This is a genomic window from Paraburkholderia sp. BCC1876, from assembly GCF_902833695.1.
In the GTDB taxonomy this organism is placed as follows: domain Bacteria; phylum Pseudomonadota; class Gammaproteobacteria; order Burkholderiales; family Burkholderiaceae; genus Paraburkholderia.
On the sequence record NZ_CADFGI010000006.1, the window covers coordinates 90,923 to 115,735 of the forward strand.

The following is a 24,813-nucleotide window of genomic DNA, read 5'->3' on the forward strand; positions in this document are numbered from 1 at the left end:
TTAACAATTGCACGGCTGTTTCCGCATCCTTTGTTTTTTGCATGGCGCGCCATTTGATAGATATGAATGAAATGAACTCGAGTGATTTCGAAGCCCTTCTTACGGCGCAACGCAGCGCCATGATTCGCGATATTCCGACATCACCCGCCGTCGTTTCTGCTGAAACGCCGACGCTCACCAAAGCTGAACTTGCCGAGTTGCTGTTCGACAATGTCGGGCTCAACAAGCGGGAAGCGAAAGACATGGTCGAAGCGTTCTTCGAGGTGATCCGCGACGCGCTGGAGAGTGGCGACAGCGTGAAGTTGTCGGGCTTCGGCAACTTCCAGTTGCGCGACAAACCCCAGCGTCCCGGCAGAAATCCGAAGACCGGCGAGGCGATTCCGATCGCCGCGCGCCGGGTTGTGACGTTCCATGCGAGTCAAAAGCTGAAGGCACTGGTTGAGAACGGCGCTGAAGCGAGCTTCGCGCGCTGATCGACTGGCGCATTCCTGCGCAACCCACCACGACGGCTAACTGACGATGACAGCGGCGATCGAAAAAGTCGTCTTGCCTCCGATTCCGGCGAAGCGCTACTTCACGATTGGTGAGGTCAGCGAACTATGCGGCGTGAAGCCCCATGTGTTGCGTTACTGGGAGCAGGAGTTCACGCAGTTGCGGCCGGTCAAGCGGCGCGGCAATCGTCGGTACTATCAGCACCATGAGGTGCTGTTGATCAGACGGATTCGTGAGTTGCTCTATGAGCAGGGCTTCACGATCAATGGCGCGCGCAATCGTCTCGATTCACATGGCGGCGGGGCGCGCGGTGCGCCGGCCGAGGATCTTGACGAAGGTGAAAGCGTCGCGACCGCGCAAGCGCCGGCGGCGGCCGCCGCCGCCGCCGCGTCGGTGGATGTCGAGCAGTTGCGCAAGGAGTTGCTGCACGTGATCGATCTGCTGGGCCGCTAGTTCACTTTGTTAGTGCAGGGCGGTTCTAATCGAAAGAAGTGTCTGTTATAATTTTCAACTGTTCGGGGCGTAGCGCAGCCTGGTAGCGCACACGCCTGGGGGGCGTGTGGTCGGAGGTTCAAATCCTCTCGCCCCGACCACAAGATATCAAGGCCTTACAAGCATCGCTTGTAGGGCCTTTTTCTTTTGCTCTTTCTATTCCGGAGCTGGGTTTGCGAGTTCACATCAGCTTCGGCACGATATCCACAAACAGTATCTTCACGATCGTCATCGCGGGGAAGATCATCGCGTAGCCGATATCCGGCCGATCGGTGGGCGTGAGCTTGTTGGCGAACGCAAGAATCGCCGGATTACCGCACGCACCGGCGACAATCCCCGCGACCTCGTCATACGGCAGCCGATACACCAGCAGCCCGAGAATCAGAATCGGCACCGCCAACGCGAGCAGCACGAGCGCGCCCAGGCCAAGCATCAGCAGTCCCGTTTGCGAGACCGTCGCGGCGAATTTTGGCCCCGACGCCATGCCCACTTGCGCGAGAAAAATTGTCAGCCCGAGATTGCGCATTACGAGATTCGCGGGCAGCGGCATGGTCCAGTTGATGCTGCCGGTGCGGCGCAATTTGCCAAGCAAGAGCGCCACGATCAGCACGCCGCATAAACCCAGCGCCAGCTTGCCGAGGCCCGGCAACGGAATCTGCAGCGCACCGGCCAGGAAGCCGAGCGCCATGCCCAGGCCGACCGAGATGTAGCTGAATTCAGCGGTGCCTTTGATCGAGTCGCCGAAGAACGTCCGCAGCGTGGGAAACATCGCGCGTTTCGTCAGCAGGCCGACGCGATCGCCGTATTCCAGCATGAGTTCGGGACGCGGCAGGATGTCGGCGTCGCCGCGCCGAACATGCGCGACGATCGAGCCGTCGGGCAACGCGAGTTCGCCGAGCGGGCGGCCCACCACGTTCGCGCGCGACGCAAACACCCGTAGATAATCCAGATCGCCGCGATCGCGCAGCACGCGGCCGGGCGCCGCTTCGCCCAGACGCGTGCGGGCTTCGGCGAGCGCGTCCTGATTCGGGCTCACGGCCAGCACCACGTCGTTTTCAGCGAGCACGAGTTCGGGCGATGCGGGCGCATTGTGATGCGCGCTGCGCACGGCGACGATCTGCACGTCGGCGGGCAACCCGGTGAGTGCTTCGCTCACTGTCTTGCCGCAGAAGTCCGGATTGCGCAGCGCGATTTCGAGAATATCCAGACCCGCGCCCGTGGCGGTGTTGATCTTCGGCGACAGGATCGCGAAGGCCAGGTAGAGCAGCAGAATCGGACCAGCCACGCCGAACGGGTACGAAACCGAATAGCCCACCGCGGCGTTGTCGTTGCCGAGCACGGCGATCGCCGCCTGCAGCGCGGCCGTGCTCGTGCCGGAACCGGAGAACAGACCGAGCGCATAGCCCGGATCGAGCTGCATGATTTTCTGAATCGCGATACTCACCGCGCCCGCACACAACACCCCCACGAGCGCGAGCAGATTCGCGCGTCGGCCCGCAGCGCTGGTGAGGCCGAGAAAGAACTGCTTGCCGTACTGAACGCCGACTGTGTAGAGAAAGAGCGAGAGGCCGAGCGTGCCGATCATCGGCGCGGGCGCGGCCTTCGGCGCGAACCAGCCGGCCGCCAGCGCGACGAACAGCACCGCGCCGACGCCGAGCGAAAACCCTTTGACGTTGATCTCGCCGACAAAATAGCCCGCCGCGATCGTGAGGAACAACGTCATCAACGGTTGCTGCTCGAGAAGCGTCTTCAGGGCGTCCATGTCGGCTCCGATCAGGGTTGAGGCTTCTGCGGGTCCAGCGGATTGTGCGGCGGTGACCCTGAATACTACCTTCCTCCGAGCGCGATAAACCGTTCGAGATGATGATCCTCGTCGCCGAGTTGATGATCGATCATCACGAGGCGTTTCGCGTAGTGAGCGAGCGGTAGTTCCCACGTCATGCCAATGCCGCCGTGCAGCTGGATGCATTCTTCGGCAACCATCGCCCCGATTCTGCCGATGCTGTATTTCGCCGCCGACAACGCCCGTTCGCGCGTCGTGCGCGGCGCACCCAGCGCGGCCGCCGCATTGATCACCGCCGAGCGTGCCTGCTCGATCTCGAGCAGCAGATCCGCCATACGATGCTGCAACGCCTGGAAGCTGCCGATCGGCACGCCGAACTGCTTGCGCGTGCGCAGATACTCGAGCGTGTGGTCCTTCGCGACATCCATTGCGCCGACGGCCTCGGCACACAACGCGAGCACGCCGCAGCCAATAGCGTATTCGAGTGTCGCGAAGCCAACGCCCGCTGTGCCGAGCAGCGCGCCGGCGTCGAGCGTGACGTGGTCGAACGTCACTTCGGCGGCGCGGCCGCCGTCGATCTTGCGATAGCCGCGCACGCTGACGCCCGCCGTGTCGCGCGGCACGAGGAAGAGGCTGATGCCTTCTTCCGCATCATCGGCGCCATGCGTGCGGGCCGAAACCAGAAACAGCCCGGCATGCTCGCCGTGTTGGACCACCGCCTTCGAGCCGTTCAATTGCCATGAGCGGCCATCAGCATCGCCATCGGTATCAGCTTGCCCGTCGCGCAGCGCACGCGTGGCCACCCGTGCCAACTCATAGTGCCCATCCGGCTCACCATGTGCGAGCGCAACGATCCGCGAGCCATCGATCAAGCCTTCGAGCAAGGCCCGCTGCGTTTCATTCCCGCTGCGCACCAGCGCTTGCCCAACCATCAGCGTATCGAGAAACGGCTCGACCACGAGCCCACGGCCGAGGCATTCGAACACGACGGACATGTCGAACCCGCCGCCGCCAAATCCACCGTTCGCTTCGTCGAACAACGCGCCGATCACGCCGAGTTCGGCAAAGCGGCCCCACAATTCGCTGCTGAAACCTTGCGCCGAGCGCGCGATCTGGTCACGCGTGTCGAAGCCGTATTGCTCGCTGACGAATCGGTTCAGCGAGTCCGCCAGCATGCGGCGGTCTTCGGTGTGCTGGAAGTTCATGACGTGCGCCCCTTACAGTCCCAGGATCATTTTGGAAATGATGTTCTTCTGGATTTCGTTCGAGCCGCCGAAGATCGACAGCTTGCGATTGTTGAAATACAGCGAGGCGGCGCTCGCCGCTTCGGCGGGGCCGACCGGCACGCCGTCGAAACCATCGTGCAAGGCTTCCTCGACGAACGGCTGCGCATACGGTCCCATCGCGCGACGCGTCAGCGACGAGATTTCCTGACGGATCTCGGTGCCGCGAATCTTCAGCATCGAGCTTTCCGCGCCCGGCACGCCGCCGCCCGCCACCGCCGCGATCACACGCAGGTTGGTGGTCTTCATGTTCTCCAGATCGATCTCGACGCGCGCCATGCGCGCGGCGAACGACGGATCGTCGGCGAGCGGCCGGCCGTTGCGCTGCTGCTTCGCGGCGATCTTGCGCAGCCGGTTGAAGGCGGCCACCGAGAACCCGACGCCCGCGATATTGGTGCGCTCATACGTGAGCAGATACTTCGCGTAGGTCCAGCCCTTGTTCTCTTCGCCGACGAGGTTTTCGGCCGGCACGCGCACGTCGGTGAAAAACACTTCGTTGACTTCATGTTCGCCGTCGAGCGTGATGATCGGACGCACGTCGATACCCGGCGTGTTCATGTCGATCAGCAGGAAGCTGATGCCGGCCTGCTTGCGCGCGTCGGTGTCGGTGCGCACGAGGCAGAAGATCATGTTCGCGAAGTGGCCGAGCGTGGTCCACGTTTTCTGGCCGTTGACGAGGTAGTGCTCGCCTTGCGCGTCGATGGCGCGTACGGCGCGCGTGTTGACCGCCGCGAGATCCGAGCCCGCGCCCGGTTCCGAATAGCCCTGGCACCACCAGTCCGAGCCGTCGAGAATGCGCGGCAGCCAATGGTGTTTCTGCGCGTCGCTGCCGTACTTGATCAGCACCGGCCCGAGCATGTTGACGCCGAACGGCACGACGCGCGGCGCGCCCGCCAACGCGCATTCGTTTTCGAAGATGAATTTCTGCACCGCGTTCCAGCCGGGACCGCCGCACTCCTTCGGCCAGTGATTCGCGAGCCAGCCCTGCGCGTTGAGAATCGCATGCCATTGGGCCATGTCGTCGCGCGTCAGACGACGGCCGCCGTGGACCTTGTCGGCGAGACGCTGCGGCAGCTTATCGCGCAGGAACGTCTGCACGTCGGCGCGGAAGGCTTCTTCTTCAGGGGTGAAGTTCAGATCCATAGCGGAGTGTTCCGTGGAAAGTGAGCGGAGCGGGGCGCGCTTGCGCGCCACCGGCCGTGCTGCATAACAGGCGCAAAAAAGCGGCGGCTTCAGACCGTCTGGTTCAGACTCGCGAAGTCGGCGCCGCGTTCGACCAGCTCGACCAGCAGCGGCGACGCTTGCCAGAACAGCGGGTCTTCTTTCGCGAACTCGCGAATGTCGGCGAGAATCGCCGGGAGCCCCACCATGTCGGCGTATTTCATCGGACCGCCGCGATAGCGCGGGAAACCATAGCCGTACAGGAAGGTCACGTCGACGTCCAACGGCCGCAGCGCGATGCCTTCGTGCACAACGTTCGCGCCTTCGTTGATCATGGCAGCCATGTAGCGGCGCACGATCTCTTCGTCGGTGAAAGTACGCGGCGTGATGCCGGCGCGTTTGCGTTCGGCGTCGATGATCGCTTGAACTTCGGGGTCGGGCGCGCCGCTGCGCGAACCTTCGGCATACAGATAAAACCCGCGGCCGGTCTTCTGGCCGAACCAGCCGCGCTCGCACAAACGGTCGCTGATCTGCACATAGCGGGCGGCGGGATTGCGGGTTGCCGCGCGCCGTTTTCGCGTAGCCCAGCCGATGTCGCCGCCCGCCAGATCGACCACCTGAAACGGTCCCATCGCAAAGCCGAACGCGCGCACGGCGGCGTCGATCTGATACGGCGACGCGCCGTCTTCCATCATCGCGTCAGCGGCGCTGCGATACACGGCGAGCACGCGGTTGCCGATAAAGCCGTCGCACACGCCCGCGCGCACCGGTGTCTTGCGCAGCTTCTTCGCGAGCTCGAATGCGGTGGCGACCACGTCGGCGCTGACCTGTTTCGGCACCACCACTTCCAGCAGCTTCATGATGTTGGCCGGCGAGAAGAAGTGCAGGCCGATCACGTCGGCGGGACGCGAGATGCTCGACGCGATCGCGTCGATGTCGAGATACGACGTGTTGGTCGCGAGCACCGCGCCTTGTTTGCAGACGCGATCGAGTTCGGCGAACACGGCCTTTTTCACGGCCAGATCTTCGAACACGGCTTCGATCACGAGGTCGGCGTTGGCGAGTGCGTCGTACGAGGTGCTGCCGCTCCAGCGCGCCATCACGGCGGCTTTCTTCTCCGCGCTCAGGCGGCCTTTCGCGATCAGGCCGTCGTAGACCTTTTCGATGTGCGCGCGGCCGCGCGCGAGCGATTCGTCGTCGCGTTCGATCATCGTCACCGGCAAGCCCGCGTCGAGTACCGCGACGGCGATGCCCGCGCCCATCGTGCCGCCGCCGACCACGCCGATTGCGTCGAGCGTGCGCGGTTTGGCGGAGCGCGTTTCGGGCGCCTTGAGCACTTCACGTTCGGCAAAGAACGCGTGAATCAACCCGGCACGCTGCGGGCTATCGAGACATTCGACGAACAGCTTGCGTTCGATCCGAAGGCCTTCGTCGAAGGATTGTTCGATGGCGGCTTCCACCGCGTCGACGATCCTGAGCGGCGAGAACAGGCCGCGCGATTTCTTTGCGGTGTCCGCGCGCGCGGCCGCGACCGCGGCGAGACTCGCGGCGCGATCGGCGAGTGCCGTGGCGTCGCGCGTGCGGCGAACCGGCGCGTGGGCGGCCAGCAACTCCTGTGTGTAAGCGAGGCCTTCGGCAAGCAGATCGTCGCTGCTGCCGACACGGTCGACCAGACCCAGCGCCAACGCTTCCTGCGCGCTCGCATGCCGGCCGCTGAGAATCAGATCGAGCGCGGCGGCCGCGCCGATCAGGCGCGGTGTGCGCTGCGTGCCGCCCGCGCCCGGCAGCAGGCCGAGTTGCACTTCGGGCAGGCCGAGCTTCGCGCCGTCGACGGCGATCCGGTAATGCGCGGCGAGCGCCACTTCCAGGCCGCCACCCAGCGCCGCGCCGTGAATCGCGGCCACCACCGGCTTCGTGCACGCTTCGATGCGGGTGCACACGTCCGGCAGCGAAGGCGGCACCGGCGGTTTGCCGAACTCGCGAATGTCCGCACCGGCGATGAAGTTGCGCCCCGCGCCGACGATCAGCACCGCCTCGACGGCCGGATCGGCGTCGGCGGCGTCGATCGCGTGGGCGAGGCCGCGCCGCACGTCGGCGGAGAGGGCATTGACCGGCGCATGGTCGATGGTCACGAGCAGCACCTTGCCGCGTACGGCATGCGTGACGACATCGGTCGAAGGGGTGAGGGGCATGGGGTGTCTCCTGAACGGTTTATCTGTGGCTGCTTGCGGTTGCTAGCGGCGGTGCCCGGCTGCGCGCGGGCAGACCGCGTCTGGCGAATTCTCCGATTGTGCGGTGGTCAAGGTTTATTGACAATCACATGGACGGTTGACAGACTGTCAAAATTATTTTGACAAAGGCGCCGCCGTGGACGTCAATTCGCTGACCTTGCTGGTGGACATTCTCGACGCGGGCAACCTGAGCGAGGCCGCGCGCCGGCTGAAAATGAGCCGCGCGAACGTGAGCTACCACCTGAACCAGCTGGAGCGCTCGATCGGTCTGCAACTGGTCAGACGCACCACGCGGCGGGTCGAGCCGACCGAAATCGGCCTGCAACTCTACGAACATGGCCGCGCGATCCAGAACGCGCTGCTGGCCGCCCGCGAATCGGTCGCCATGCTCGGTCAAAGCCTGCAAGGGCGGGTGCGGCTGAGCGTGCCGAGCGGCTACGGTCAACTGGTCATGTCCGACTGGCTGATCGCGTTCAAGCGGGTTTATCCGGGCATCGTGCTGGACGTGATGTTCGAAAACCGTGTCGAAGACCTGATGCGCGACGAAGTGGATATCGCCGTGCGGGTCATGTCCGAGCCGCCGCAAAACCTGGTCGCGCGCGACATGGGGCCGGTGCGCTATGTCGCGTGCGCGTCGCCCGCGTTCGCCGAAAGCCGCGGCATGCCGGTGCGGCTCGACGATCTGCGCACCGCGCCGTTGATCACGTCGGCGGTGGTCGGCAGGCAGTTGCGCGTAGCCGCCTATTGGCGCGATGAGCGGCACGAAGTGCTGCTCGAGCCGACGCTCATCTCCGAGAACTTTCTGTTTCTGCGCGACGCGGTGCTTGCGGGTTTGGGTGTCGGGCTCGTGCCCGACTACGTGGTGCAGGAGGATCTGAAATGCGGCGCGGTAGTGACCGCGCTCGACGAATGGCGCCTGAGCATCTTCGGCACGCATATGTACATGCTCTATATGCCGAACCGGCATCACACGCGTGCGGCGGCGACGTTCATCGAGTTTATTTTGCAGCAGGCGCAAGGCAGCGGCAGAGGGACGGGCGCGTGATCGGGACCGTCCCGGATCGGGAAAGCCGCAAATTGTTTTTGCCGCGAGCGCGGGTATGCTTGATGTGAGACGACGTGCGGAGGGGCGGGATGTCCCCTATGTTCCGCGCGACGCTTGACTTCACAACCATTGGGACGCGGAGGTGTCAGATGAAATGGATCGTCCGACTTCTGGCCGTGGTGGCCGCACTCGCGTTGATGACGCTATTGATGTTCCGCCTGCCCAGCGAAGACGCGATTCGTTTCGCCGGTTACGCAGGCACGGCCGCATTCGCGGGACTCATGGGCTTGTTGTTCCGCTGGCGCGCGAGCCGCGCGCAGCGCAACAACAAGCGCGTGTGAATGCCGTATCAGGTGAGCTGGTCGGTCAATCCGAACACGCGGCCGGGACCCCGAAAGAGATCGAGGAGCATGGTCTACCGCGCCGGCGGGTTAGTGCCCGGACAGCAGCACGTCGGCAATCACGCCGCTGGCCACGGCAGCGAGCACGTAATCCCCGTTCACACCGACCCATTGATAGCCGCGCGGCGGTGCATGCAGCCCGTGTTCATGCCAATTGTCGACCACGTAACTGCGATCGCGATACTCGGCCGGAAGCCGCTCGCCTTTATGCCAATCGCTGTGCGGAATCGGGCCGCCCTGACGGCCGATATCGGCTTCGCGCGGCGCGCCGTGTCCTCGCATGCTGTGAGGTGGCGGGCCGCCGTGTTGATCGTCGTGATGGGGTTGTTGTGCTAGCGCGGCAACCGATGTGCCGAGCAAGGAAACGATGACAAGCTGCGCGATGACTGGTTTCATGGCTACGCCTCGAAGAGAGTGTCACGAACTATCGGCTGTTCGACGCGGCCCAGGCTGATTCGCCCAGAAGGCCAGCGCCGGCAAATAATCGCACAAACAAGGTGGCTTTGCCAAAAGCGCGGGGGATCGATGCCGCGTGATTCGCGCAAGATTTGCACGTGACCCGCGGCGGCTCGTGAAGCTGCACGCGCTCGCGTTTCAACATGAAGCGGAAGGTTGAAACGTGCGAGCGACGTGAGCGCTTAGGGCACCCGCAACATCACCCCGCCTCCTGCTCCTTGATCCGCTTGCGATGAGCCGCCACCTTCGCGCGGTTGCCGCAAAGCGCCATGCTGCACCAGCGCCGCGCGTGCCCGCGCGTGTGATCGGCGAACAGCAGCGTGCATTTCGGTCCCTCACACGCTTTCACGTACGTGAAGTCCTGGTCGCAGACCAGCTTCGCCATGGCCTCGACAATCGGCATCAGCAACGATTCGGCGGAGCGCCAGCGCCGCTGGTCGCTCAGTTCGAAAACGGTCGCCGCATCTGACGCGCCGGCGACGATCTCGCGATGCTGTTCGTCGCGCGCCAGCAGGCGGTTCAGCGGTTCCAGATCGCGCAGATTTTTAGCGCTCAACGCGCGGCCCTTGCGCTTCTGCACAAATCCCCTGAACCACTCGCGCAGTTCGCGCGCCTGCTCGGCGACACGGTCGAGTTCGGCGGCCGTTGAGCGCGTGCGAATTTCCGCCAGCGCGGCGCGCGGCACGAGGCCGGCCTGTTCCGACCAGGCCAGCAGGCCTACGCCGTCGCTGATCCAGTCGACGGGCTCATCCACCGGCGTGGCGATGGAGTTCAGGAAGTCGAGGCCGGCCGCGTCGGCCACGAAGATCGCGGGAATCTCACGGTAGTCCATGTCTTCTGACGAATGTGAAAGGGTAATGCGTTCATCGTAACCACTAAAAATCGTCTTGACAAGTTACATGCTGCGTTAGTAACCTTTAAAACATGAATTTAGAGGTTACAAGTAAATCGATGTCCCTTTCCCTCAAAGGAGCGCAGAAATGAATTCTCGTAATGTGACCGCGGTGCTGGTGCATGGCGCATGGGCTGACGGTTCGAGCTGGAGCAAGGTGATCGAACGCCTCGCCGCACATCAGATCGATGCGGTCGCCGCGCCGCTGCCGTTGACGTCGTTAGCCGACGACGTGGCCGCGCTCGAACGAACGCTCGAACGGATCGAGGGTCCGGTGGTTCTCGCAGGTCATGCGTATGCGGGAGCGGTGATCGGTTCGGCGCGCTCGGCTGCGATCGAGGCGTTGGTCTACGTCGCCGCGCTCGCGCCCGACGAAGGCGAAACGGTGGCCGACGTCTTCTATCGCGGCACCGCGCATCCGCAGGCGCCGCAGTTGGCGCCGGATCGGCACGGGTTGATCTGGCTGCCGCACGACGCCTTCGCCACCGCGTTTGCCCAGCATGCCGCACCGCTCGAACTCACGACGCTTGCCGCGGTTCAGCGTCCCATCGCGGCGGCCTGCATCGGCGAGGCGGTCGCGCGGCCGCTTTGGAAAGATCTGCCCAGCTGGTTTCTGGTCGCGGAGCAGGACCGGATGATCAACCCCGACACGCAGCATGGCATGGCGCGTCGCATGAACGCGAACGTGCGTTCGTACCAGGTCGATCACACGCCGATCGTCACCGCGCCGGACGTCGTGACCCAGGTCATCGTCGAAGCGGTCGAGTCGTTAGCGGCTCGTTAAAACGTTATCGAAGTCTTGTTGTACAGACGGTCGCTAATTGTTGTCGACCGCCAGCCCCTTCTTTTTTTCACAGGTGAAAACCATGTCCGCCCTTACCTATCGCACCGCAGACGTCGACGGTTTCAACGTGTTCTATCGCGAGGCCGGTCGGCCGGGCGCACCGAAGCTGCTGCTGTTGCATGGCTTCCCGAGTTCGGGCCACATGTTCCGAGATCTGATTCCGAAGCTGGCCGACCGTTTCCATATCGTCGCGCCGGACCTGCCCGGTTTTGGACAATCGGATATGCCGGGCCGTGACGCGTTCGCGTACACGTTCGATAACCTCGCCAACGTGATCGACCGCTTCACCGAAGTGATCGGTTTCGATCGCTACGCCGTCTATGTATTCGACTACGGCGCACCGACCGGCTTCCGGCTCGCGCTCAAGCATCCCGAACGCATCACGGCGATCATTTCGCAGAACGGCAACGCGTACGAAGAAGGCCTCAGCGATGGGTGGAATCCGATTCGCGCCTATTGGCAGGACGCATCGGCCGCCAACCGCGAAGCGCTGCGCGCGATGCTGACGCTAGAGACGACCCGCTGGCAATACACGCACGGCGTGCCCGATACGACGAGTGTGTCGCCCGACGGCTATACGCTCGACGCGTTCTATCTGAACCGCCCCGGCGCCGACGAAATCCAGCTCGACCTGTTCGGCGACTATCGAAACAACGTCGCGTTGTATCCCGCGTTCCAGCATTACTTCCGCACGCATCAACCGCCGTTCCTGGCCGTGTGGGGCAAGCACGATCCGTTCTTTCTGCCGCCCGGCGCCGAAGCATTCAGGCGCGACATGCCGCAAGCGGTTGTGCGCTTCTTCGATACCGGCCATTTCGCGCTGGAAACGCATGCTTCGGAGATCGCTGATGCGATTGGCGATTTCCTGACGCGTTGAGTCGTGCAGCGCACGGGATTGAACGTTGAGAACGTTCGCTTCGGCAAACGAAAGGAGCCATGACATGTCCACGAAAGTAGCGATTGTGACCGGCGCGAGCCAGGGGATTGGCCGGTCGACGGCGATCAGGCTGGCGCGGGATTTTCCGTCGATCGTGCTGGTGGCGCGCAATCGCGAGAAGCTTGAAGAAACCGCTGTCGAGGTCAAGCATGCAGGCGCCGAGGCGCTGGTGCTCGACGTCGATCTGTCCATACCCGATGCCGCGCGGAACGTGGTCGATCAGACGCTCGCCAGGTTCGGTCGCATCGATGCGGTGCTCAATATCGCGGGCGCGGTGCCGCAGATCGACGTGCTCGACATGACCGACGAGCAGTGGGATAGCGGCCTCGCGCTGAAACTGCACGGCGCGCGGCGTCTGACGGTCGCGGCGTGGCCTTCGTTGAAGGCGTCGTCGGGTTCGGTCGTGTTGATGTCGGGCAATTCGGCGTTATTTCCGAAAGCGCCGTACGCCGCGGTCGGGACCATCAACGCGGCCATCGTGGCGCTCGCCAAGGCCTTTTCGGATCGCGGCATCGCCGACGGCGTGCAAGTGAACAGCGTGTTGCCCGGAGCCGTGATGACCGGGCGGCGGCGAGGTCAAATCCGTGTGAGCCCGAGCAGGCTCATGCGGACTTGACCGGCCTGCATGGCGCGGCGATTCATCACACCGCGAAATCGGTCGAGGCCGACAGCGTTTTCCACGCGTCCATTTCCTGCGCCACGTAGGCGTTTTTCGCGACGATCGCAGCCAGCGTGTCGTTGCCGAGCGGCAGGCGCAGCGGCGGTGTGTCGGCATCGACTAGTGCGATCATCGCGGCGGCCAGTTTCTTCGGGTCGCCGGGTTGGTTGTGATTCATTTGCGCCGCCCGGCGGCGGACCGCGCCCGCGGTTTCGTCGTAGTCGTCAATCACGAGCGGCGCCACGACCAATGAGGACGCATCCAGAAAGTCCGTGCGGAAATAACCCGGCTCGACGACTGTTGCGTGAATGCCGAGCGGCTTCAGCTCGGCATGCATCGCTTCGGTAATGCCCTCCACGGCGAACTTGGTCGACGAGTACACGCCGAAACCCGCTGCGGCCCGATAGCCGCCGATCGACGAAATATTGATCACGTGTCCCGCGCGCTGCGCGCGCATGACCGGCAGCACGGCGCGCGTGACGTTCAGCAAGCCGAATACGTTCGTGTCGTACAGGCGGCGGACGTCCTTGTCGGCGGATTCTTCCACTGCGCCCAGCAAACCGAAGCCGGCGTTGTTGACGAGCACGTCGACGCGGCCGAATTTTTCCATCGCGGCCTGCACGGCGGCTTGGGCTTGCGCTTCGTCGGTGACGTCGAGTGCAACCGGCAGCAGCGCGGGCGTGTCGCCGAACCGTTCGACGATCGCCGAAACGTTGCGCCCGGCCGCGACCACCGCGTTACCGTCCGCGAGCGCCGCCTCGGCAATTAGCGCGCCGATGCCGCGCGCTGCGCCGGTGATCAACCATACCCGCTTGAAAGCGCCGCGTTGCGTGTCAGCCATGATGTTTCTCCTGCGTGTCGTCGAGTTGAAGTGACACCATGGTAAAAGCGCGGACTGACACTAACTAGCCGTCAATTGCTAGACTCATAATCAACTTTTACTTGCGAATCGGGAGCGCGCGCCATGAACGAAATTCGGGCGATCACGACGTTCGTGCGAGCCGCTGCGCTGGGCAGCCTGCGGCGCGCGGCCGTCGATCAGGGCATCTCGCCGCAGGCCGCGAGCCAGGCGGTCATGCAACTGGAGAAGGAGCTGGGCGTCCGGCTCTTTCACCGCACCACCCGCAAGCTGAGCCTGACGGAGGAGGGCCAGCGGCTGTTCGACAGTGTGCAACCGGCGCTGTCGATCCTGTCGTCGGCGCTCGGCGACGCGCGGCGCTCGAAAGAAGAGGTGGACGGCCTGCTGCGCGTGAGTGCGCCGCGAGCGTTCGGCATGCCGGTGCTGTGGCCGTACTTCGAGGAATTCCAGCGGCTTTATCCGCACGTGCGGCTGGAAGTCCAGTTCGACGATCACTTCACCGATCTCGTGACCGAACGCGCCGATGTGGGCTTTCGCGGCGGGCCGCCGCCGGCGGGCGGCTCGATCGCGCGGCGGCTCGTGCCGATCCAGCTAGTCGTGTGCGCTTCGCCGGCGTACATCGAACGTAACGGCGCGCCGCGCAGCATCGACGAACTGGCGCAGCATCGCTGCACCGGCTATCGGCGCGCCAACACCGGCAAGCTCGCGCAATGGCAGTTTCAGGTCGGCGATGAGATCGTTTATCGCGACGTGCCGCCGGCCATCTGCGTGAACGATACGGAGATGGAAACGCAGGCCGTGCTGTCGGGCCTGGGGATCGGGCAACTGGGCAGCTTCAACGCGGCGGTACATCTCCGCAGCGGCCGGCTCGTGCCGTTGCTGACGCAACATGTCACCGAATACGGCGCGCTTTATATCTACTACGGACATCGCACCGAGCAGCCGCTGCGTGTGCGGACCTTTATCGACTTCATGATCGAACGCATGGCCGATAACCGCGATTTTTTTCTCGATGCAGCGGAGTTGCGCGCCACGCGCTCGCCGCAGCGGGGGCGGGCGGCGAGCGCGCGCGGACGTGGCTAGTGCGATGGCGTGCGCGCGAGCAGCGGGTCGCCCGTGACGTCATAAGCAACGCTCACCGTATCGAGCGCGGCGAGAAAATCCCTCGCATCGAAAATCTCGCCGAGACTGACCACACCACCCTGGCTCGTGGACTTGCCGCGAACCAGCCGCTCAGTCGCCTCGACGACGATCGGCGCGGTCACCGCATAGATGTCGCGTCCGCTCGCGGTGGCGCGCCGCGTCGCTCCGTTCTGCGCGATCACGACGTCGACGATGAACTGTTGGGCTGACCGTCCTTGCTCGTCGTTGGGCTGGGGCGGCGGCGTATCCGGATTGCGAATGTCGCGCAGCGCGGCCGACGCGAGCCACGAGTCCATCGTCGCGACCCGCAGATGACGCGACACCGCGAGCACCTCCGTGAACGGCAGCATCACTACCTCCGCGTTGCCGAGCGGGGCCGGGAACGACCACCGGCTTTCGGGCGCGGGCTGCGGCAACGGCGTCAGCCGGCCGTCCCGCTGGATCATCCGCGTCGCGTGATTGCGCGCACCGGTTAGACGTGTTCCGCGTGTCGGGTGCCAACTGTCCAGGCCAATCGCGACGTCCACGCGATCGAGCGCTTGCCCGGTGTCCGCCAACGAGGTGACCAGCAGATCGGCCAGCCCGCCGTAGAACGCGGCAGCGGGGATCAGCGTCACGCCGGCCTCGCGTGCGCTCGTGTCGCGCTGATCGATCAAGGCCTGCAGCGACGGTTGTTCCGCCGTGACGTCGAGATAGGGAATCCGCGCGCGCAAGGCGGCATCCACGATCGGCAGCGCCGTATCGAGAAACGGTCCGGCGCAGTTGATCACGGCGTGCGTACCGCGCAGCGCCGCGTCGAGTTGCTCGGGGTGGCCGACGTCGGCGACGCGCCATGGCGTCGTTGCGTCCGCCGGGCTTTCCTGCAGACGCGCGGCGTCCCGTCCTATGCGGACCACACCGAGGCCGCGTCGCTGCAACTCCGCCACGACGAAGCGCCCGGTGTGACCCGAGGCGCCGTACACCGCCACTGTGATTCGATCGTTCATGTGTCTCACTCTCTTTCTTCAGGTTGTTTTCGGAACGCTACAGACCGGTATGTTTTATAGTACAGATCTGTAGCGTCGTCAAACACAGAGTGCTATGATCGATTTCAATGCTTCGGCGCTGGAAATCCCTGAGGTTGAACGTGATGAAGAAGAGAGAAGCGGTGAAGGAACCTCTACCGGATACGCGCGAGCGCATTTTGCGGACCGCCAGCGAACTGTTCTATCAGGAAGGCACGCGTGCGGTGGGCGTCGATCTGATCGTGGCGCGCGCGGGGGTCGCCAAGACCAGTCTGTATCGTCACTTCGGGACCAAAGACGATCTGATCGAAGCGTTCCTGCTGCTGGAAGATAAAGACTTCTGGCAGCACTGGGACGCGGTGGCCGCGCAGCACAAGGCTGAGCCGCGCGAAGAACTCGACGCGCAGTTGCAATGGATCGGCGAACGGATCGCGCGCCCGGGCTATCGCGGCTGCCCGCAGATCAACATCGCCGCCGAATACGCGGACGACAGCCATCCGGCTCGCAAGGTCGCGGTTGCGCACAAGCGGGAATTGCGGCACCGCCTAACGGAGCTGGCGCGCGCCATGCGCATCGACGAGCCGCAGACGTTCGCCTTACGGATGGGCACGATCATCGACGGTGCATTGAGCAGCGGGCGCGCGCTGCATGGGGAAGGGCCCGTGGTGTTTCTGCAGGAGCTGGCGAAGCTGCTGATCCCGAAAAAAACGAAGAAGTGAAGCTCGCTCCCGGGCGAGCGTGCGGACGTGCCCGGCATCGCCAGGCACGTCCTTGTCGTCCGTTATGCCGGCGTGGGCGCCACGTTCTGCGGAGGAATCAACGTAATACCGAAGCGCGGCGCCGCGTCGCGCATTTTTTGTTTCGACGCGTCGCTCGGCGGCGCGGTCTCGTAGGGCGCGGGCAGCACGTCAGCGCAGGTCTCGACGAATTCGTCGAAGCCGGCCGGCGCGCAGATGACCAGATAGCGTGCCGTCGCGTCCGAGCGGTTAATCAGTTGATGCGCTGTGCCGCGTTCCAGATACAGCGTCTCACCCGCGCGGAACGTGTGCGTCGTGCCTTCGATGTTGACGTCGAGTTCGCCTTCCAGCATATGGATCGTCTCGTCCTCATGCTGATGCCGGTGCGCGGGCGTGGCCCGGCCCGCCGGAGAAAAGATTTCGATCATGCAGTACGATCCGGCGGATTGCTTGCCGGAAACGAGCATGCGGGCGTGCGAGCCGCCGAAATCGTAGTCGACCGGTTTGATGTTCTGGAAAGACATGATGGGTTCCTTGGGTGTCGAGTTCGTCGATGTCCAATTTACCCGCATATGCACCGTCGTTTGATCTCCCCACTGCCGTTTCATTGATGACAGATTGTCGGGAATAGCCTGGATGAAAAACCTGAGTCAGTTCCTCAATTTCGCCGCCGTCGCGAGGCATGGCAGCTTTGCGCGCGCCGCGCGAGAGCTGAGCCTTGCGCCTTCGTCGGTGGCGAAAAGCATTGCGCGGCTCGAACAGGAGCTTGGCGTGCGGCTGTTTCATCGCACGACGCGTTCCGTGCATCTGACCGAGGAAGGTCAGACGCTTTTTGCCAAGTGTTCGCGGCTGCTCGACGAGATCGACGCGCTGGATCTGCGTAGTGTTTCCGACGCCGGTGAGCCGGCCGGCACGCTGTGCATCGGCGCGCCGATCGGCTACGGCACCCAGGTCGTGTTGCCGGTCCTGACCGCTTTGCAGCGGCGCTATCCCGCGCTCGAATTCGATCTGCGGCTGTCGGACGAGCAGGTCAATCTGGTTGGCGAGGGACTGGACGCGGTGATCCGTTTTGGCGCGTTGAACGATTCGAGCATGATTGCACGCCAATTCGATTCGCAACCGCTCGTGTTGTGCGCCAGCCCGGCTTATCTCGCCGCTCATCCGAAGATCCGCGCGGTCGCCGATCTCGCGCAACATGGCGTTGTGGCTTTCAGAATGCCGACGAGCGGGCGGGAGCGGCCGCTCGAATTCGTCGAGAAGGGGCACGCCGTCACGATCGCGCCGAAATCGCGGTTCCGGATCAGTCACGGCGAGGCGTTGATCGGCGCGGCGGTGCAGGGCGCCGGGCTGGTCCAGGTGCCGGAGTTCATGGCGCGCCGGCACCTCGATAGCGGCGCGCTGGACGAGTTGCTGCCGCAATGCCGTCCCGCACCGTTGCCGGTCAACGTGATCGTGCCGGGCTCGCGAACGCGACCCGTGCGTGTCGATGCACTGATTGACGCGTTGATGAAGGTGCGCCCGGGTAGCCAGCTACAATCCGCTACTTCGATCCGACCCACCTGAATGACGCCATGAAATCTTCTCTCGCCTTGACTCTCGCGGCGCTCGTCGCGGCCGCCGCCAGTGTGGGCGCGCAAGCCCAAACCTCGAACAGCGGCAGCACGCCCAACCTGCAATGCGCGATCGGCTACGTCACCGGTGTCGGCGGCGCGGCGCAAAGCTTCCGTGAATATCTGGCCACGCCGGATCGCGACAAATACCGCTACATCGCCGACAACCCGATCCAGTGCAAGGTCTCCGACGAGGGGCGCGCGTCGGGCTGCACCGGCGTTACCAACCTTCGGCGCGAAGAAGTCAGCGTCTATGACGATATCGACGAGACGACGATGGCCGTGGTCGCGCGCGTGGAACTCGAGCACGGCACCTATCCGGTCATCATCCAGGTGCGCAGGCAAGACGTGAAATGTGAGCAGTAAATGACATGACGCGGCGCAGCATTCGAACCGCCGCGTCGCGTTATTTCGGTCTCAAACCCGCACCACGCCTCATTTGTACCTCGTACGCACGACTGTTTGTCCACGGCGGGTATTCGAAATCCGGGCCAATGCGCCTAGATTTCAACCCCATCGGAGCCCGTGGCCCGATCAGCATCTGATCCCAAACATGTCACCCAGAGGTTCATCATGAGCACATCGCAAAAAGTCGTCGTCGTCACCGGCGCATCCCAAGGCATCGGCGCGGAAATCGTCAAGGCGTTCCGCAAGCTCGATTACCGGGTCGTCGCCACCGCGCGCTCGGTCAGCCCGTCGGACGATCCCAATGTGCTGACCGTCGCCGGCGATATCGCCGATCCGGCCACCGCGCAGCGCGTGATCGCCGCGGCGGTCGAGCGCTTTGGCCGCGTCGACACGCTGGTCAACAACGCGGGCATCTTCATCGCCAAGCCGTTCACGCAGTATTCCGCGGAAGACTACGCAGCCGCCATCGGCGTGAACGTGTCCGGGTTCTTCCACATCACGCAACTGGCGATCGCCGAGATGGAAAAGCACGCGAGCGGCCACGTGGTCACGATCACCACCAGTCTGGTCGATCACGCGATCGACGGCGTGCCGTCGGTGCTGGCGTCGCTGACCAAAGGCGGCCTGAACGCGGCGACCAAGTCGCTCGCTATCGAGTACGCGAAACGCGGTATCCGCGCCAACGCGGTCTCGCCGGGCATCATCAAATCGCCGATGCACGCCGAGCAAACGCATGCGGCGCTCGGCGCATTGCATCCGATGGGCCACATGGGCGAAATGAGCGATATCGTGAACGCTGTGCTGTATCTGGATGCCGCGCCGTTCGTGACGGGCGAAATCCTGCACGTGGACGGCGGCCAAAGCGCCGGCCATTGATCGACCCCGGGGCGCCGCGAGTGGCGCCCTTCGACTCAACCAACGCAAGCCATCCAATTCACCACTACGGAGCACGATATGCCCATCGTCACGATCCAGGTGACCCGCGAGGGGTCCAAGCCCGGCAACGATTCCGTCACCGCCGACGAAAAAGCCCGGCTCATCGCGGGCGTCAGTCAGGTGCTGCTCGACGTGCTGAACAAGCCGCTCGACTCGACCTTTGTCGTCATTGAAGAGGTGAACCTGGAGAACTGGGGGTGGGGCGGCATGCCGGTCGACGCGTTTCGCAAGCAGCGGGCATTGAAGCCGGAGTGAACCCCGCGTCGAATCGGTTTGCCCGATAGTCCTGATATTCTGTGTGGATCCTTGTTGCGCACCGCAGGCGGCCTCGGCTGTCCGCGGTGTTCGACCTTCAGCGTTCAGCGTTTAGCACTCAGCTCGCGGCCGTTCCGGACGCGTACCGCTGGGCGACCAGGCCGCCACCGAAGCTCGTCGGGAATCCATGCAGCGTCAATTTGAAGATGTCCTTCTGGGCAGTATCGAACTGTTCTGTCTCGCGGCCGAACTGGAGAGCTTTACGGTGGCCGCGACCGCCGCGGGCGTGACGCCGGCGGCGGTGAGCCGCACGGTTGCGCGTCTGGAGGCGCGTCTCGGTGTGCGTCTGTTCGTGCGCACCACGCGGCAGATCCGGCTGACGGATGCGGGCCGGCGCTACTTCGAACAATGCCGTCAGGCGCTGGGTCAACTGGCCGACGCCGAGCGCGAAGCCACCGGCCAGCAAACCGCGCCCAGCGGTGTGCTGCGCATCAGCATGCCGACGCCGTACGGCCACTATCGGGTGCTGCCGCTGCTGGCGGAGTTTCGCGCGCGCTATCCCGGCGTCACGGTCGAAACCCACCTCAGCAATCGCAACATCGACTTCGCCGACGAAGGTTTCGATCTCGCGATTCGCGGGCGCGCGCCGAGCGACTCCGGTTTGATCGCGCGCAAGATCGAGGACGCGGAACTGGTGGTCGTCGCGTCGCCCGCGTATCTGCGCCACGCGGGCAAACTCGACACGCCCGACGATCTGCTCATTCACGACTGCATTCAGTTCGCGTTGCCGAGCACCGGCCGGAACATTCCGTGGCTCTTCAAACAGTCGGGCGACGCGGTCGAGCTGATGACGCGCGGCGGCAACGTGTCGTCAGGCGATGTGCTGGCGGGCGTAACGTTGGCGCGGCACGGCGCGGGCCTGTTCCAGACCTATCGCTTCATCGTCGACAAAGACATTGCCGATGGGACGCTGAAGGAACTACTGATTCCTCATGGCGGATGCTCGCGGCCCTTCGTGCTCCTCTATCCGCATGCCCGGCATCTGTCGTCGCGCGTAAGGAGCTTCGTCGATTTTCTGATGGAAAAGCTCGCGTCGTAGCGGGCGTGATGTACATTCCGCCGCCGTGCCCGTCGCACTAGATCAACTTCACACTCTCGCGCAACTCGTCACCGAGAAAGTCGATAAACGTTCTGAGCTTGGCGGACAAGCTGTGCCGCTCCAGGTAGATCGCGTGGATGTCCGCGTTGGGCAGCGTCCAGTCGCTCAGGACGGGCACCAGCTCACCGCGCCGCACGTGTTCGCCGATTTCCCACGCCGAGCGCACGGTAATGCCGCGACCGTCGAGCGCCCACTTCAACACGACGCTGCCGTCGTTGCTGCTCAACGGACCGTCCACCTTCACCGTCTCCGATTTCTTGCCGCGCGAAAAATGCCACGTGCCATACGCCGATTCATTTTCGCGTAACACCAGGCACGCGTGGCGCGTGAGATCGTGCGGCATTTGGGGCGTGCCATACCGCTTCAGATACGCCGGCGACGCGCACGCCAGACGCTGGTTCTTCAGCAGCAAACGCGCATTGATACGCGCGTCGGGCACGTCGCCGAAACGAATGCCCAGATCGAAACCTTCCTCCTGCAAGCTCAGCGGCCGATCCGTCAGATGGAGCTGAATCTTCATCGACGGAAACCGCTCGCTGAAGCGCGAAATGGCCGGCGCTATATGCGCGCGGCCGAAACCGAACGACGCGTTCACGCGCAACAGACCGGTCGGTTCGGCGCGGCTCTGCGTCACCAACTGTTCGAGTTCGGCGAGATCGTCGAGGATGCGTGAGCCGTTCGCCAGATAGATCTCGCCCTCCGCCGTGAGACTGACGCGCCGCGTGGTGCGGTTGACCAGTCGCACGCCAAGCCGCTGTTCGAGTTGCGCCAGGCGCTTGCTGATGGACGGCGGCGTCACCCCAAGTTCGCGCGCGGCGGCGGCCAGATTGCGGTGGCGCGCCACCAGCGCGAACAGATTCAGGTCGGAAAAGCCGTCCATCGATTCGTTCCTAAAAGTTAATTCCGGATTGCCTGAAGAGAAACCACATCGCTGCAGGCATCAATTAGACTGCATTCACACACCGGAGGCAACGATGTTTGCAGACTTCATAGACGCGTCGGCCGAGGTCGACGGGATTCGGATCAACGCGATTCGCGGCGGCAACGGGCCGGCTTTGCTGCTGCTGCATGGCCATCCGCAGACCCACGCGATCTGGCACAAGGTCGCGCCCACGCTGGCGCGGCACTTCACGGTGATCGCCGCGGATTTGCGCGGTTACGGCGACAGCGGCAAACCGCCGGGCACACACGATCACGGCAACTATTCGAAACGCCGCATGGCCGCGGATCAGGTCGCGTTGATGCAGGCGCAAGGCTTCAGCGAGTTTGCCGTGATCGGTCACGATCGCGGCGGACGCGTCGCCGCGCGCATGGCGCTCGATCATCCGCAAGCCGTGACGAAACTCGTGACGCTCGACGTCGCGCCGACGCTTGCGATGTACGAGCAAACCTCGTTCGCCTTCGCGCGCGCTTACTGGCACTGGTTTTTTCTCGTGCGTCCCGCGCCGTTTCCCGAGACGCTGATTCGCGCGGACGCCGATCTGTATCTGAAGCAGACCATCGGCGCGCGCAGCGCCGGACTCGCGCCGTTCACCGCAGACGCCTACGCCGAGTATCTGCGCTGTCTGAGCGACCCCGCGACCGCGCACGGCATCTGCGAGGACTATCGCGCGAGTATCTCGATCGATCTGGATCACGATCGGGCTTCGCTCGATGAAGGGCGCAAGATCGACTGCGCGTTTCTCGCGTTGTGGGGCGCGCAAGGCGTGATCGAACAGTGCTTCGAACCGCTCGCCGAATGGCGGCAATGGTCCGCGCAGGTGAGCGGCGAAGCGCTGCCGTGCGGTCATTACATTCCCGAGGAAGCGCCCGAGTTGCTGCTCGAACGCGTGCTTCCGTTTTTGCAGGCTTAGGCGCGTGTCCATCATGTCATCTCCCTCACTTACCCTTTATCAGAAGCTGGTCGATTCGCACGTCGTCAAACGGATCGATGCGCAAAACGTGCTGCTGTATGTCGATCTGCATCTGATGAACGAATACACCAGCCCGCAGGCATTCAGTGCGTTGAAGGACAAAGCGCGCAGTGTGCGTCGTCCGAAGCAGCAGCTTGCGGTGGTCAGCCATATCATCCCGACGCACGCGGAATCGCCGCGCGTGATTCGCGATGCCGCTTCGCTGTTGCAGGCGAATAATCTGGCGCGCAATTGCCACGCGGCCGGGATTCAACTACACGACGCCAACGACCCTCTGCAAGGCATCGAACATATCGTCGCGCCGGAGCGCGGTCTGATTCGCCCCGGCATGGCCGTGCTGTGCGGCGACAGCCACACCACCACGTATGGCGCGCTCGGTGCGCTCGGTTTCGGCATCGGCACGTCGGAGGTCGAGCACGTGCTCGCCACGCAGACGCTGGTCTATCGCGTCGCGCAGACCATGCGTATCACGATCGACGGCGCGTTGCCGTACGGCACCTCGTCAAAGGACGTGATTCTGTGGATCATCAGCCGGATCGGTGCGCAGGGCGCGCGCGGCTATGCGGTGGAATTCGACGGCTCGACGATCGCGTCGCTGTCGGCGGAAGCGCGCATGACCGTGTGCAATATGACCGTCGAAGCGGGCGCGCGCGCCGCGCTGATCGCGCCCGACGCGACGACGTTCGACTATGTCCGCGCGCATGCCACGTCGCTGGATGACGCCGCCTGGAACGCCGCGCTGAACGACTGGCGCGAACTGAAATCGGACCCGGACGCGCGCTTCGATATCGAACATCGTTTCGATGCGCACGACGTCGCGCCGTTCGTCACGTGGGGCACGAGTCCCGATCAGGCCATCGCGGTCGACGCACCCATTCCGTCGGCCGCCGCCCAGGCCACGCCGGAAGCCGCCGCGTCGTTGCAGCGCGCGCTCGACTACATCGGCCTCGACGCCGGGCAGCCGATTGCCGGCACGCCGATCGATCGCGTGTTTATCGGCTCCTGCACCAATGGACGTATCGAAGATTTGCGCATCGTCGCGTCGATCGTGGCAGGTCGCCATGTCGCGCAAGGCGTACGCGCGATGATCGTGCCGGGCTCGGGCAGCGTGCGCCGCCAGGCGGAAGCCGAGGGCGTGGCCGCGACGCTGCGCGAGGCGGGTTTCGAATGGCGCGAGCCGGGCTGTTCGATGTGTCTCGCGATGAACGACGATTTTCTGACGGCCGGCGAGCGCTGCGCGTCCACCACCAACCGCAATTTCGAAGGACGCCAGGGACGCGGCGGCCGGACTCATCTGATGAGCCCCGCGATGGCCGCGGCGGCGGCCTTGACCGGACGTATCACCGACGTCCGCACGCTGGAGACGCAATCATGAGCGCAAGATCCACGAGACTCGCCAACATTGACGGCACGGCCGCGCCGTTGCCGATCGACAACCTCGACACCGATCAGATCATGCCGAAGCAGTTTCTGCGCATTATCGACAAGGCCGGGCTCAGCGAGGGGCTGCTTTACGACTTGCGTTTCGATGCGCAAGGCGCGCTGCGCGACGATTGCGTGCTGAATCAACCGGCTTATAGCGGCGCGCGCATTCTGCTGGGTGGCGCGAATTTCGGTTGCGGGTCGAGCCGCGAACACGCGGTCTGGGGGCTTCAGCAAGGCGGTTTCGACGCCATCGTCGCGCCGGGCTTCGCGGAGATTTTCTATTCGAACGCGATGAATAACCGCTTGTTGCTGGTGCAACTGGAACGCGAGCAGATCGACGTGCTGCTGCGCGACGCTATGGCCCATCCCGCCGCGCAACTGCGGATCGACATCGAGCAACAGACCGTGACGTCCGCCGACGGCCTCGTTTTCCCGTTCCCGCTTGGCGCGCGGCATAAACAGATGGTGATCGAAGGCATGGACACGATCGACCTCACGCTCGCTTCTTTGCCTGACATCGAGGCGTTCGAGCGGAATCACTTCGCCCGGCATCCCTGGGCCGCCGTGTTGTAACCGCTAGCTAGTCAGCTAGTCCGCCAGGCGGCGCGTCGCACGGCGCCGCCGCTCAACCGCAACGCGTGACCGATTCCCCGCGAGAAGGGAAGGGACACGCTTTGCCAAAAATTTGC

The 24,813-nt window shown here is 64.0% G+C and carries 27 protein-coding genes and 1 tRNA gene; 18 read left to right on the top strand and 10 right to left on the bottom strand.

Translation table 11 applies throughout. The annotated features are described in order from the left end of the window. Positions 1–62: 62 nt before the first annotated feature. The 3 genes from HWY05_RS22170 (at position 63) to HWY05_RS22180 (ending at position 1,085) form a co-directional block, all read left to right on the top strand. Positions 63–473 (top strand): integration host factor subunit alpha, encoded by a 411-nt coding sequence (locus HWY05_RS22170; protein ID WP_035546911.1) that lies wholly within the window; start codon positions 63–65, stop codon positions 471–473. Positions 474–519: 46 nt separating this feature from the next. Beyond that, positions 520–945 (top strand): MerR family transcriptional regulator, encoded by a 426-nt coding sequence (locus HWY05_RS22175; protein WP_176059644.1) that lies wholly within the window; start codon positions 520–522, stop codon positions 943–945. A gap of 63 nt (positions 946–1,008) precedes the next feature. Next, a tRNA-Pro gene (locus HWY05_RS22180) sits at positions 1,009–1,085 on the top strand. Positions 1,086–1,165: 80 nt separating this feature from the next. On the opposite strand, the gene HWY05_RS22185 is transcribed toward HWY05_RS22180, so the two are convergent. The 4 genes from HWY05_RS22185 to HWY05_RS22200 all read right to left on the bottom strand — a co-directional run bounded on the left by HWY05_RS22185 (position 1,166) and on the right by HWY05_RS22200 (position 7,403). Continuing rightward, positions 1,166–2,746, bottom strand: a complete 1,581-nt coding sequence (locus HWY05_RS22185; protein ID WP_176059645.1) for a TrkA C-terminal domain-containing protein — start codon at positions 2,744–2,746, stop codon at positions 1,166–1,168. A 65-nt stretch (positions 2,747–2,811) separates the two neighbouring features. Continuing rightward, positions 2,812–3,972, bottom strand: coding sequence for an acyl-CoA dehydrogenase (locus HWY05_RS22190; RefSeq protein ID WP_176059646.1), 1,161 nt, complete (start codon positions 3,970–3,972; stop codon positions 2,812–2,814). Between the two features lie 12 nt (positions 3,973–3,984). Next, positions 3,985–5,193, bottom strand: coding sequence for an acyl-CoA dehydrogenase family protein (locus HWY05_RS22195; RefSeq protein ID WP_035546900.1), 1,209 nt, complete (start codon positions 5,191–5,193; stop codon positions 3,985–3,987). 89 nt (positions 5,194–5,282) lie between these two features. After that, positions 5,283–7,403, bottom strand: a complete 2,121-nt coding sequence (locus HWY05_RS22200; RefSeq protein WP_176059647.1) for a 3-hydroxyacyl-CoA dehydrogenase NAD-binding domain-containing protein — start codon at positions 7,401–7,403, stop codon at positions 5,283–5,285. 175 nt (positions 7,404–7,578) lie between these two features. Between HWY05_RS22200 and HWY05_RS22205 the strand changes: the two genes are divergently transcribed. Together HWY05_RS22205 and HWY05_RS22210 are read left to right on the top strand one after the other, a co-directional pair. Then, positions 7,579–8,487, top strand: coding sequence for a LysR family transcriptional regulator (locus HWY05_RS22205; RefSeq protein WP_176059648.1), 909 nt, complete (start codon positions 7,579–7,581; stop codon positions 8,485–8,487). Between the two features lie 149 nt (positions 8,488–8,636). Continuing rightward, positions 8,637–8,828 (top strand): hypothetical protein, encoded by a 192-nt coding sequence (locus tag HWY05_RS22210; protein WP_176059649.1) that lies wholly within the window; start codon positions 8,637–8,639, stop codon positions 8,826–8,828. Positions 8,829–8,918: 90 nt separating this feature from the next. On the opposite strand, the gene HWY05_RS22215 is transcribed toward HWY05_RS22210, so the two are convergent. Beyond that, positions 8,919–9,284, bottom strand: coding sequence for an RcnB family protein (locus HWY05_RS22215; protein ID WP_035546890.1), 366 nt, complete (start codon positions 9,282–9,284; stop codon positions 8,919–8,921). A gap of 259 nt (positions 9,285–9,543) precedes the next feature. Next, entirely contained in the window at positions 9,544–10,176 is a 633-nt protein-coding gene (locus tag HWY05_RS22220) for a CGNR zinc finger domain-containing protein (protein ID WP_035546887.1), read from the bottom strand. Between the two features lie 148 nt (positions 10,177–10,324). Here HWY05_RS22220 and HWY05_RS22225 point away from each other — a divergent pair, with 148 nt between their 5' ends. From HWY05_RS22225 to HWY05_RS22235, 3 genes are all read left to right on the top strand, one after another. Beyond that, positions 10,325–11,020, top strand: coding sequence for an alpha/beta hydrolase (locus HWY05_RS22225; RefSeq protein WP_176059650.1), 696 nt, complete (start codon positions 10,325–10,327; stop codon positions 11,018–11,020). A gap of 82 nt (positions 11,021–11,102) precedes the next feature. Further along, a complete protein-coding gene (locus tag HWY05_RS22230; protein ID WP_176059651.1) occupies positions 11,103–11,957 on the top strand; it encodes an alpha/beta hydrolase in 855 nt (284 codons plus the stop codon). A 64-nt stretch (positions 11,958–12,021) separates the two neighbouring features. After that, positions 12,022–12,633, top strand: a complete 612-nt coding sequence (locus tag HWY05_RS22235; RefSeq protein ID WP_176059652.1) for an SDR family NAD(P)-dependent oxidoreductase — start codon at positions 12,022–12,024, stop codon at positions 12,631–12,633. 25 nt (positions 12,634–12,658) lie between these two features. On the opposite strand, the gene HWY05_RS22240 is transcribed toward HWY05_RS22235, so the two are convergent. Beyond that, positions 12,659–13,516, bottom strand: coding sequence for an oxidoreductase (locus tag HWY05_RS22240; RefSeq protein WP_176059653.1), 858 nt, complete (start codon positions 13,514–13,516; stop codon positions 12,659–12,661). Positions 13,517–13,639: 123 nt separating this feature from the next. On the opposite strand from HWY05_RS22240, the gene HWY05_RS22245 reads away from it, so the two are divergent. Further along, positions 13,640–14,617, top strand: a complete 978-nt coding sequence (locus tag HWY05_RS22245) for a LysR family transcriptional regulator (protein WP_176059654.1) — start codon at positions 13,640–13,642, stop codon at positions 14,615–14,617. Here HWY05_RS22245 and HWY05_RS22250 read toward each other — a convergent pair. Continuing rightward, on the bottom strand, positions 14,614–15,663 hold the full coding sequence (locus HWY05_RS22250) for a saccharopine dehydrogenase NADP-binding domain-containing protein (RefSeq protein WP_035546876.1): 1,050 nt from the start codon (positions 15,661–15,663) through the stop codon (positions 14,614–14,616). The genes HWY05_RS22245 and HWY05_RS22250 overlap by 4 nt on opposite strands. A gap of 143 nt (positions 15,664–15,806) precedes the next feature. Between HWY05_RS22250 and HWY05_RS22255 the strand changes: the two genes are divergently transcribed. After that, positions 15,807–16,400 (top strand): TetR/AcrR family transcriptional regulator, encoded by a 594-nt coding sequence (locus HWY05_RS22255; protein WP_035549225.1) that lies wholly within the window; start codon positions 15,807–15,809, stop codon positions 16,398–16,400. 62 nt (positions 16,401–16,462) lie between these two features. Here HWY05_RS22255 and HWY05_RS22260 read toward each other — a convergent pair whose 3' ends face one another. Continuing rightward, a complete protein-coding gene (locus HWY05_RS22260) occupies positions 16,463–16,942 on the bottom strand; it encodes a cupin domain-containing protein (RefSeq protein WP_176059655.1) in 480 nt (159 codons plus the stop codon). 112 nt (positions 16,943–17,054) lie between these two features. On the opposite strand from HWY05_RS22260, the gene HWY05_RS22265 reads away from it, so the two are divergent. From HWY05_RS22265 to HWY05_RS22285, 5 genes are all read left to right on the top strand, one after another. Further along, positions 17,055–17,981 carry a LysR family transcriptional regulator gene (locus HWY05_RS22265; RefSeq protein WP_176059656.1) on the top strand — a complete coding sequence of 309 codons (927 nt, stop codon included), beginning with the start codon at positions 17,055–17,057 and terminating at the stop codon, positions 17,979–17,981. Between the two features lie 8 nt (positions 17,982–17,989). Further along, entirely contained in the window at positions 17,990–18,394 is a 405-nt protein-coding gene (locus HWY05_RS22270) for a hypothetical protein (RefSeq protein ID WP_176059657.1), read from the top strand. A 207-nt stretch (positions 18,395–18,601) separates the two neighbouring features. Next, positions 18,602–19,312 (top strand): SDR family oxidoreductase, encoded by a 711-nt coding sequence (locus HWY05_RS22275; RefSeq protein ID WP_035546868.1) that lies wholly within the window; start codon positions 18,602–18,604, stop codon positions 19,310–19,312. 78 nt (positions 19,313–19,390) lie between these two features. Then, positions 19,391–19,627, top strand: coding sequence for a 4-oxalocrotonate tautomerase family protein (locus HWY05_RS22280; protein ID WP_035546865.1), 237 nt, complete (start codon positions 19,391–19,393; stop codon positions 19,625–19,627). A 187-nt stretch (positions 19,628–19,814) separates the two neighbouring features. After that, positions 19,815–20,726, top strand: coding sequence for a LysR family transcriptional regulator (locus HWY05_RS22285; protein WP_035546863.1), 912 nt, complete (start codon positions 19,815–19,817; stop codon positions 20,724–20,726). A 37-nt stretch (positions 20,727–20,763) separates the two neighbouring features. On the opposite strand, the gene HWY05_RS22290 is transcribed toward HWY05_RS22285, so the two are convergent. Further along, positions 20,764–21,666, bottom strand: a complete 903-nt coding sequence (locus tag HWY05_RS22290) for a LysR family transcriptional regulator (protein WP_176059658.1) — start codon at positions 21,664–21,666, stop codon at positions 20,764–20,766. Between the two features lie 94 nt (positions 21,667–21,760). Between HWY05_RS22290 and HWY05_RS22295 the strand changes: the two genes are divergently transcribed. Genes HWY05_RS22295 through leuD form a run of 3 tightly spaced genes read left to right on the top strand, consistent with a single transcriptional unit; the run spans position 21,761 to position 24,697 of the window. Next, positions 21,761–22,639, top strand: a complete 879-nt coding sequence (locus HWY05_RS22295; protein WP_176059659.1) for an alpha/beta hydrolase — start codon at positions 21,761–21,763, stop codon at positions 22,637–22,639. Between the two features lie 13 nt (positions 22,640–22,652). Continuing rightward, the gene (gene leuC / locus HWY05_RS22300; RefSeq protein WP_035546852.1) at positions 22,653–24,074 is read left to right on the top strand and encodes a 3-isopropylmalate dehydratase large subunit; all 1,422 of its coding nucleotides are present in this window, start codon (positions 22,653–22,655) and stop codon (positions 24,072–24,074) included. Beyond that, positions 24,071–24,697 (top strand): 3-isopropylmalate dehydratase small subunit, encoded by a 627-nt coding sequence (gene leuD / locus HWY05_RS22305; protein WP_176059660.1) that lies wholly within the window; start codon positions 24,071–24,073, stop codon positions 24,695–24,697. The genes leuC and leuD overlap by 4 nt, the downstream gene beginning before the upstream one ends. Positions 24,698–24,813 lie beyond the last annotated feature (116 nt).